Here is a 7,617-nt window from a genome sequence, read left to right as displayed (position 1 = left end):
TTGCTGTGATGTTGATTAGGTCGCGATTACGATCAGAGGCTTTGAACACCCTGCCTTCGAAAGGCGGCGGAAAGCCGGTGGAAAAAATAGGATAGTTATATTTTGAGTTATAATTTTACTTGATTTATTAGCAATCGACCGTCGAAGGCCCACGGGCGTCCGTAGCGGCTATAATGCACAGGCCCCCAAATATTTTCTCCGGCCTGCACTGACGCCATTATACAAGTTGGCGTTACGCAGATAATCCGCGCTTAAAGTCCGAAATCGCTTGGTCCTGCGCTGCATTAATAGGGAATTATATACGAAACTAGACAAAATCGCTTGCCCCTAGTACCTATTTAATGTATATAAATAGACAGAAACAGAGGGCAGGTAAATGACGCAGAAAGCACCGGGACGCAGCGACCGCAAAGGATTGAGCGTTCTAGAATTATTCAAGATGTTTCCTGATGAAACAGCCGCCAAAAGTTGGTTGGAAAATATCAGATGGCCGGATGGTGACCGTCATTGCCCAAACTGCGGAAGCGTCAAAACGTCTGTTGTAAAAAATGAGAAACCAATGCCTTATCATTGCGGCGATTGTCGGAAATATTTCAGCGTAAAAACCGGAACAGTCATGCAGTCGAGCAAGGTTGCACTGCAAAAATGGGTTATCGCAATTTACCTGATGTCAACAAGTCTCAAAGGCGTATCCAGTATGAAACTACATCGCGATCTTGGCGTTACGCAAAAGACAGCATGGATGCTCGCCCAAAAAATCCGCCAAGGTTGGATTGAAGGTGGTGATAAGCTGGATGGCGAAATTGAGGTTGATGAAACCTACATCGGCGGCAAGGAAAAGAACAAGCACCGTAACAAGCGTTTGAATGCTGGACGCGGCGCAGTTGGCAAGGTTGCCGTCATTGGAGCAAAGCAACGCGGCGGCAAAATTCGCGCCCATAAAATCACCAAAACCGACGCTGCAACCTTGCAAGGTTTTGTAGTCCAAAATGTCGAAGCCCAATCTTCTGTCTTTACGGATGAGCATAGGGGCTATATCGGCCTAGCAGGCGCGTATGAGCATAAATCAGTCAAGCATAGCGTTGGCGAATATGTTGCTGGAATGGTTCACACCAATGGCATTGAAAGCTTCTGGGCGATGCTCAAGCGTGGTTACAAAGGGACATATCACCAAATGAGCGAGAAGCACCTTACCCGCTATGTGACCGAATTTGCAGGCCGCCACAATGTCCGCGATCTTGATACGCTTGCTCAAATGACTGTTCTTGCGAAGGGCTTAGACGGCAAGCGACTTCGCTATGATGATCTGGTTGCAGCAATATGAAAAACGAGCGCATCACCGAGGACTTTGTGCGAGAGCATTTCAAGAATGATCCGCTTGTTGGCGCTATTCGTCTTGATGAACAGAAAACGACTGTTGCAAAAGCCAGAACCTGCTTGTCTAAAGCATCCAAGAATATGACGGGTAAATCGGGATACCCTGAATTTATAATCAGCCTTCCCGCGCTTCCCGATGACATAATCGTAGTTGAGTGCAAAGCCGATGCCAAAGCTCATCGAAGCGTATTGGGAGATGATCCGTCCGGTTTTGCTGTTGACGGTGCGCTCCATTACTCAGCCTTCCTATCATCCGAATATAATGTCATTTCAATTGCGGTAAGCGGGAGTAATTCCAAAAAACTGAAAATTTCATCATTCTACCAGAAGAAGGGTGAAACAGAAGTCAAAGAAGAAGATGGCAAACTTCTGGATATATTTTCATATATCGAGCATCTAGGCGGGGGGGCGCAAGCGCAGAATATCGAAAGCGCGGAGATTACGAAAACCGCTATTGATCTGAACAATGATCTGAATGATTATTCGATAGCTGAATACGAGCGATGCACGATTGTTAGTGCGATTTTGTTAGCTCTCCATAACCCTGCCTTCAAAGGATCATACAAAAAAGTAGCTTCGTCCAAAGAGATGAAGCCGACGCCCGCGCGCGTCGCAAAGGCTATAATTACCGGCATCGGTAACTGGCTAGAGGATAATGAAATTGACGCTGATCGCGTCAAATCCATGCTAGGCGAATTTGAGAAAATAAAAAATCACGACATTGCTAAGTCGGATCAAATCAAAAAGAAAAAGGCCACAGCAGAAGATGACAATTATGTTCTGCGTGATCTGACTGAACGGCTCGAAAAATCTATCCTTCCTCTAATATCAATGGGTGAGAAAGGATATGATGTTCTTGGCCGCTTCTATCGAGAATTTATCCGATATGCGGGAACAGACAAGAAGACAGGGCTGGTTCTGACCCCGCAACATATAACTGAATTGTTCTGTGACATAGTTGCCCTTAATGCAAACGACACGGTTTACGACAGTTGCTGCGGAACAGGCGGATTCTTGATAGCTTCCATGAAACGGATGGTCGGTCTGGCTGTTAATGACGTTAGCAAAAAAACGGCGATAAAAAAGAACCAGCTTATTGGCATCGAGAAGCGCACGGATATGTTTACATTCGCTTGCTCCAACATGATGATGAGTAGCGATGGAAAGTCGCACATATATCAAGGCGATTCTTTCTCACCATTAAACGTAGCAAAGATTAAAACGCTCAAGCCGACAGTGGCTTTCTTGAATCCGCCATATGATGTGGGTGAGGATGGACAGCTAGAGTTTATTGAAGGAGCTTTGGACTGTTTACAACAGGGTGGGAGTTGTGCTGCAATCGTCCAAATGAGCTGCGTGACATCATCCAGTGCCGCCGCTGTTTTGGTAAGAGAGCGATTGCTTGAAAAGCATAAATTGACAGGCGTATTCTCGATGCCAGACGATCTTTTCCACCCAGTCGGTGTGATCACCTGCATCATTATATTTGAGGCTCACAGTCCCCACCCAGCGGGCTACAAGACGTTCTTTGGATACTTCAAAGACGATGGATTTCGCAAAGCCAAGAATGTGGGAAGAGTCAATCAGGGGCAGTGGGATGCGGTCAAGGCGGAGTGGCTTGAGGCTTATCTGAATCGTGAAGGAAAGACGGGTCTAAGTGTTCTCAAGGCTGTTTCGGCTTCCGATGAATGGTGTGCTGAAGCCTATATGGAAACCGACTATTCAAGTATTAGCCAGAATGATTTTGAAAAAGTGCTTAAGGGATACATCGCGTTTAAGGTGACCCATGGTTGAACCTGTAAAGCTCAAGGAACTTTTTCATATCGAGTATGGCAATCAGCTCGATAAGAACAAAATGTGTGAGTGCCGGTCAGGAACAAATTTTGTCTCAAGAACCTCTGCCAATCTTGGCGTGGATACCAAAGTTGAAGCTATTTCGGGCGTAGATCCGTATGAAGCCGGTCTGATAACTGCCACACTTGGCGGAACATATCTGTTGTCTGCATTTGTCCAACCAGAAGAATTTTATACTGGACAGAATATTAAAGTATTGCGGCCATTGAAGCAGATGTCGTTCAATGAAAAAATATATTATTGTTTAGCAATTGCGCGAAACAGATTTCGTTATACCTCGCATGGTCGTGAAGCAAATAAGACGTTTGATGACATTCTAGTGCCACCATTCTCTGCTCTGCCTAACTGGGTCAATGCTACCTCAATCCAAGCACCCAACATGGAGGCCTCGTCTGATCATAGTGTAGCGCTGGATTTTGGAAGCTGGAAGGGTTTCCGATATGATGAGATATTCGATATTGAGCGGGGCAAAGGCCCAAGAAAATCCAAACTGACCGGGCATGGCGACACACCGTTCATTACCTCAACTGATCAAAACAACGGACTGACTGGGTTTACAACCGAGAAAGCTCGACACAATGGGAATGTGATTACTGTCAATCGCAATGGAAGTGTTGGTGAGGCCTTTTACCAAGTTGAGCCATTTTCCTCGACGGAAGACGTTCATGTATTAAAGCCCAAATTTCCCCTGAATAAGTATATTGCCATTTTTATGCTTCCCCTGTTCCGGGCTGAAAAATATCGCTTTAACTATGGGAGAAAATGGGGGTTGAGTCGAATGAATGAATCAATCATTCGACTACCAACAAAAAGCGATGGTCAGCCCGATTGGGATTTCATGGAAAGCTATGTTAAAACACTACCATATAGTGCAAGTTTGTGAGCGAAATAATGACTGAAAAAACAGCCCCCCAAAAAGGCCGTCCAATTAAAAACAAAATGGACCAGATACCAGCCATGCCCGAGGACATTGCAAAAGCGATGTTCAAAGCTGCGGATAAAAAAATCAAGAAGGCGAAAAAGAAGCCAAAGAAGAAACCGAATTAGGCGACGTGTCTAGTTTCGTATATAATTCCCTATTTCTTCCTCCTATACCCGTTCACAATCGACCGCCCGAAGGCCAGCCCAATCTTGTCACACAGCGCCTTGCCCTCGTCGTAATCGCCGACAACGGTAGGATGCATAATGACGCCGTTTGTATGCATAAATTCCGCCTTGTGGCTGTCATCCGGATACCGCTTCGGGCTTATGCTGCAAAACAACGGTCCTACGTACCTGTGCCAGCCGCCGTCGCTGGATTGCTGCCAATCAGTCATGACCCTTTCAACTCCTGAAATGCGACTATTGATATGCTCTCAAATCCGGTTAATTCTTCAATCTTCTCTATCGCACTAAAAATATCTTCGTGCGTTTTTGGGTAGATAGTCGCTGACAAAAAGCTGTTTCCAAATCCGCTGTTTCCGTCTTTTTTCCGAAAGCAATAAGAAACGTGCAGTCCAGGATATTTGATGTCGTCACTCATCCAACTTCTCCAATGCTTCTGTAAGGATTTTGCGGGCCTCGGTGATGCACCATGCTTTGGCTTCGGCTACTGTTCCGAACACTTCGCCCTTCAAATAACCTCCGTCGTCAAATGAATTTGTGGTTATTGTTGCGGCGATAGATTTCCCCCTTGCGGGAATAACATTGGTAAAGAGGCAGTCGTGTACCTTGGATGTCTCGATTGCACCCTTGCCTTTTCTCCACTCAACCATTCCGCCCTCCCGTCATTGGTTTACCTGAAACGTCAACCCGAACCGTCATCCCGCCAAGCGAATTCATCACATACTGAACGCCTGTCCCGTGGTCCGTGAGTATGATTAAGCCTGGCCGCTTTTTAGTGCCGTCTGTTGCGTCTCGTTTAAAGCCAAGCCCATAATTAAATATTCTGTAAAGAATAAGGCCAAGAAGGAATCCAGCGGCCAAATGCAGGGGATTAGTCATCCAACTTCCCCAACACATCCCGAGCCGCGCGAGCAGGGTTTACAACGCCGCCGGATATAAGTTCCAACGCCGCCCGCATTTCCTTGTTTGCTGCGGCAATGGCTTGCAACCTGTCTCCAAACCCCTTGATGCCACGGTACGCTGCGAGCCCTTCTGTTTTTTTCGTCGCCATTATGATGCTCCCATGAGGTAGACTGTCGCGAAGGCAAGCCACTGGAACGCCCCGGTCAGCCATTCGCCGATTTCAGTAGGCCCCGGAGACCGTTTGCCGAAACTCAGCCTGTGATATTGCGACCATCCAATATAGTAGGCGAGCGTCTTGGACGCACCGGCCGCGAAGATGACAAACCCTGCCGCCAGGTCGCCGTGCCACCAGAACAGTATTGCGAAGGGCAGGGTCATCAGGATGCCATTGAGGGTCAGGCCGATCGCGTCATAGAGTGTCGTTGTCGGATCAATCCCAACCATCTTGGCGAAAGGTTTCAGTATCCAGCCTACTGGCCTTTCGTCTATGTCTTGCGGTTTCACTGTATGCCCAAGATCCATATACGACCCATGTCCGAGGGAAACCGCGCCGACCGATGCAACATAGGCAAGCAGGACGAACCACCATTCAGGCACGAGCAGATAGCCGACAGCGCCCCATCCTCCGCAATACAGCATCTGCTTGATCGGGCGGTGCAGGAAGTCGAGCCACGGCGCGCCGCGCAGACGGTATAGGAGCGCGCCGGCCAGTGCGAAAAGCAGGGTGTAGAGGATGGTCATTCCGCACCTGTATACATTGGGCCGTATGGTGGTGACGGGACATTCTGCCGGTCTTCCCTGGCGCTTTCCGCGATATCACGTATTGCCTGATCTCGACTTTCGACGGGAGTAAGACTTTCATTGATTGCATCAAGAACTTCATGGAGCCGATCGGCTAATCTACAGATTGAATCGGCACTACTGCTGATCCGCGGGAAAACAGCGTGGGCCTTGCCTTCCGCTTCTTTCTCGTTTGTACCCGGGCGAACGTTCCCGAACAATTGTTGCTGGATTGATTCCGTTTTTTCGACGGCCTCCCTGATGCGGTTGTCCGCCTCGTTTAATCTAAGTAACAGTTCCATTTTAAAATCCTTTGTTGAGTTAAACCTGCTGGCCTTCCGGGTATTTTGTCGCCAGCGGGCGGAAATCATCCCCGGCCGCCAATCCGCATTCAGTGCATTTCATCATGGGGATGACGTTGCCGTGATAATGTGCATCGTCATATCCCCGGAGCGGCTTCGTTTCATGGCCGCAGTGATCGCACTCAAAAATTGCGGTGAAGTCACGACGGTTTTGGGTTATGACGGTTTTGATTTTCATCGAGGACCTCGCTTACGTTTCAAGCATCGAGCGGACAATGGCGCCAAAAATATAATCCTTGGCTTTCTGCTCAACCGGCAGCTCGTCGTAAGGCACGTAGCAGGGGTGCGTTTTTGCCGCAGGATCCTTAACCGCCCCATATTTCCAGCCTTCTGCGGTCTTCTGCTTCAGCCAGCTTTCATGTGACGCCGACGGTCCGGCCGCGGGGTTGTCGATGATAAACTCAACCCCGGCCACGGCGCTGTCTTTTTGCCATTCCGGGGCGTCATCCCAAGGCAACTGGCTGTCGTCGCCAATCGCCTGGCAATAAGCCCTGTTCGCCTCATGGCAGACTTTGGCTATATTTTTGATACTCATAATTTCCTCCTAAAAATTGAATGTACGGTGGGCTCCTAAGCCCGGCAGTAATTTACGGAGTAACACACCGAACCGGCAAACCTCTCCGCGATTGACTTTCGCATTACTGCTTTCTGGTAATCCCCGCACGGACCCCCATGGGAGGCGAAAGGTGGTTTGCCGGTGTTAGTTAAAACATACGATCGATAATTTCAGTCAAATAGGCAGATGAAATAGGGCCTTCTTTCTCTTTCATTTTACGAATAACTTCGTGGAAATAGGCCACATCAACGCCCGTCAACTGATCCTCAAGTACAGAGGGATTGCTCAAGTCAAGCTTGGATATCTGAAAACACATTTTCAGGATTTGACCGGCATTAATCGTGAAGTCTCGCTTGATAAATTTGCGCAGCCTGATGATTGAGCAAATCGGATAAAGGGAGCCGATATACCGCAACTCTTTCGTCAGCAAAGCCTCAAGCGCATCGGCCTTGAGGACAAGTTCGCCGTTACCGGATGTCCAATAATTTGTGCAATGGACGAAATCAAAATTCTTATGGATTTCCGTCGCGTCCCCGTAGAAGCGAAGGATGATCTGGACCCTACCGGAGAGGGTTATTGCATTGCTGGATAGAAATACGGGTTCGTAATTTTCGACCGTTACCGCGGACTCTTCGGCATCAGATGACATTGAGTGTGCAACATATTCAGTAGCGTCTTGCG

Annotated in this window: 13 protein-coding genes and 1 pseudogene; 4 read left to right on the top strand and 10 right to left on the bottom strand. The window is 48.0% G+C overall.

Features of this window, described 5'->3' with window-relative positions; all coding sequences use genetic code 11:
• Positions 1–376 precede the first annotated feature (376 nt).
• From ACESNI_RS16000 to ACESNI_RS15985, 4 genes are read left to right on the top strand one after another with little or no spacing between them, the layout of a single operon-like run.
• On the top strand, positions 377–1,324 hold the full coding sequence (locus ACESNI_RS16000) for an IS1595 family transposase (RefSeq protein ID WP_373088811.1): 948 nt from the start codon (positions 377–379) through the stop codon (positions 1,322–1,324).
• The gene (locus tag ACESNI_RS15995) at positions 1,321–3,171 is read left to right on the top strand and encodes a class I SAM-dependent DNA methyltransferase (RefSeq protein ID WP_373088809.1); all 1,851 of its coding nucleotides are present in this window, start codon (positions 1,321–1,323) and stop codon (positions 3,169–3,171) included. The genes ACESNI_RS16000 and ACESNI_RS15995 overlap by 4 nt, the downstream gene beginning before the upstream one ends.
• The gene (locus ACESNI_RS15990) at positions 3,164–4,114 is read left to right on the top strand and encodes a restriction endonuclease subunit S (protein ID WP_373088807.1); all 951 of its coding nucleotides are present in this window, start codon (positions 3,164–3,166) and stop codon (positions 4,112–4,114) included. Before ACESNI_RS15995 ends, ACESNI_RS15990 begins: the two co-directional genes overlap by 8 nt.
• Positions 4,115–4,122: 8 nt before the next feature.
• Positions 4,123–4,278, top strand: a complete 156-nt coding sequence (locus ACESNI_RS15985) for a hypothetical protein (RefSeq protein WP_373088805.1) — start codon at positions 4,123–4,125, stop codon at positions 4,276–4,278.
• A gap of 29 nt (positions 4,279–4,307) precedes the next feature.
• Here the strand turns inward: ACESNI_RS15985 and ACESNI_RS15980 are convergent, their stop codons facing one another.
• The 10 genes and pseudogenes from ACESNI_RS15980 to ACESNI_RS15935 form a co-directional block, all read right to left on the bottom strand.
• Positions 4,308–4,547, bottom strand: a complete 240-nt coding sequence (locus ACESNI_RS15980; RefSeq protein WP_373088803.1) for a hypothetical protein — start codon at positions 4,545–4,547, stop codon at positions 4,308–4,310.
• Entirely contained in the window at positions 4,544–4,753 is a 210-nt protein-coding gene (locus tag ACESNI_RS15975; protein ID WP_373088801.1) for a hypothetical protein, read from the bottom strand. Before ACESNI_RS15975 ends, ACESNI_RS15980 begins: the two co-directional genes overlap by 4 nt.
• Positions 4,746–4,985: a hypothetical protein gene (locus ACESNI_RS15970; RefSeq protein ID WP_373088799.1), complete on the bottom strand. Its 240-nt coding sequence runs from the start codon at positions 4,983–4,985 to the stop codon at positions 4,746–4,748. The genes ACESNI_RS15975 and ACESNI_RS15970 overlap by 8 nt, the downstream gene beginning before the upstream one ends.
• The gene (locus ACESNI_RS15965; RefSeq protein WP_373088797.1) at positions 4,978–5,214 is read right to left on the bottom strand and encodes a DUF6440 family protein; all 237 of its coding nucleotides are present in this window, start codon (positions 5,212–5,214) and stop codon (positions 4,978–4,980) included. Before ACESNI_RS15965 ends, ACESNI_RS15970 begins: the two co-directional genes overlap by 8 nt.
• A complete protein-coding gene (locus tag ACESNI_RS15960; protein ID WP_373088795.1) occupies positions 5,207–5,386 on the bottom strand; it encodes a hypothetical protein in 180 nt (59 codons plus the stop codon). The genes ACESNI_RS15965 and ACESNI_RS15960 overlap by 8 nt, the downstream gene beginning before the upstream one ends.
• Positions 5,386–5,979: a hypothetical protein gene (locus ACESNI_RS15955; RefSeq protein WP_373088793.1), complete on the bottom strand. Its 594-nt coding sequence runs from the start codon at positions 5,977–5,979 to the stop codon at positions 5,386–5,388. The genes ACESNI_RS15960 and ACESNI_RS15955 overlap by 1 nt, the downstream gene beginning before the upstream one ends.
• The gene (locus ACESNI_RS15950; protein WP_373088791.1) at positions 5,976–6,320 is read right to left on the bottom strand and encodes a hypothetical protein; all 345 of its coding nucleotides are present in this window, start codon (positions 6,318–6,320) and stop codon (positions 5,976–5,978) included. Before ACESNI_RS15950 ends, ACESNI_RS15955 begins: the two co-directional genes overlap by 4 nt.
• Before the next feature lie 19 nt (positions 6,321–6,339).
• Positions 6,340–6,558 (bottom strand): hypothetical protein, encoded by a 219-nt coding sequence (locus ACESNI_RS15945; RefSeq protein ID WP_373088789.1) that lies wholly within the window; start codon positions 6,556–6,558, stop codon positions 6,340–6,342.
• A 12-nt stretch (positions 6,559–6,570) separates the two neighbouring features.
• Positions 6,571–6,915, bottom strand: a complete 345-nt coding sequence (locus ACESNI_RS15940; protein ID WP_373088787.1) for a RyR domain-containing protein — start codon at positions 6,913–6,915, stop codon at positions 6,571–6,573.
• A gap of 169 nt (positions 6,916–7,084) precedes the next feature.
• Positions 7,085–7,617: pseudogene (locus ACESNI_RS15935) on the bottom strand (hypothetical protein); the annotation flags it as partial.

Origin of the sequence: Sneathiella sp. (genome assembly GCF_041689005.1) — a bacterium.
Classification (GTDB): Bacteria; Pseudomonadota; Alphaproteobacteria; order Sneathiellales; family Sneathiellaceae; genus Sneathiella.
The sequence above is the reverse complement of the archived record's forward strand: the minus strand, read 5'-3'. Positions and strand labels throughout refer to the sequence as shown.

What these genes read in the sequence shown, in the direction of transcription:
- ACESNI_RS15960 (WP_373088795.1), bottom strand. Translation starts at nt 5,386, where the DNA reads ATGGCGACGAAAAAAACAGAAGGGCTCGCAGCGTACCGTGGCATCAAG.
- ACESNI_RS15970 (WP_373088799.1), bottom strand. Translation starts at nt 4,985, where the DNA reads ATGGTTGAGTGGAGAAAAGGCAAGGGTGCAATCGAGACATCCAAGGTA.
- ACESNI_RS15965 (WP_373088797.1), bottom strand. Translation starts at nt 5,214, where the DNA reads ATGACTAATCCCCTGCATTTGGCCGCTGGATTCCTTCTTGGCCTTATT.
- ACESNI_RS15985 (WP_373088805.1), top strand. Translation starts at nt 4,123, where the DNA reads ATGACTGAAAAAACAGCCCCCCAAAAAGGCCGTCCAATTAAAAACAAA.
- ACESNI_RS16000 (WP_373088811.1), top strand. Translation starts at nt 377, where the DNA reads ATGACGCAGAAAGCACCGGGACGCAGCGACCGCAAAGGATTGAGCGTT.
- ACESNI_RS15955 (WP_373088793.1), bottom strand. Translation starts at nt 5,979, where the DNA reads ATGACCATCCTCTACACCCTGCTTTTCGCACTGGCCGGCGCGCTCCTA.
- ACESNI_RS15995 (WP_373088809.1), top strand. Translation starts at nt 1,321, where the DNA reads ATGAAAAACGAGCGCATCACCGAGGACTTTGTGCGAGAGCATTTCAAG.
- ACESNI_RS15975 (WP_373088801.1), bottom strand. Translation starts at nt 4,753, where the DNA reads ATGAGTGACGACATCAAATATCCTGGACTGCACGTTTCTTATTGCTTT.
- ACESNI_RS15940 (WP_373088787.1), bottom strand. Translation starts at nt 6,915, where the DNA reads ATGAGTATCAAAAATATAGCCAAAGTCTGCCATGAGGCGAACAGGGCT.
- ACESNI_RS15980 (WP_373088803.1), bottom strand. Translation starts at nt 4,547, where the DNA reads ATGACTGATTGGCAGCAATCCAGCGACGGCGGCTGGCACAGGTACGTA.
- ACESNI_RS15990 (WP_373088807.1), top strand. Translation starts at nt 3,164, where the DNA reads ATGGTTGAACCTGTAAAGCTCAAGGAACTTTTTCATATCGAGTATGGC.
- ACESNI_RS15945 (WP_373088789.1), bottom strand. Translation starts at nt 6,558, where the DNA reads ATGAAAATCAAAACCGTCATAACCCAAAACCGTCGTGACTTCACCGCA.
- ACESNI_RS15950 (WP_373088791.1), bottom strand. Translation starts at nt 6,320, where the DNA reads ATGGAACTGTTACTTAGATTAAACGAGGCGGACAACCGCATCAGGGAG.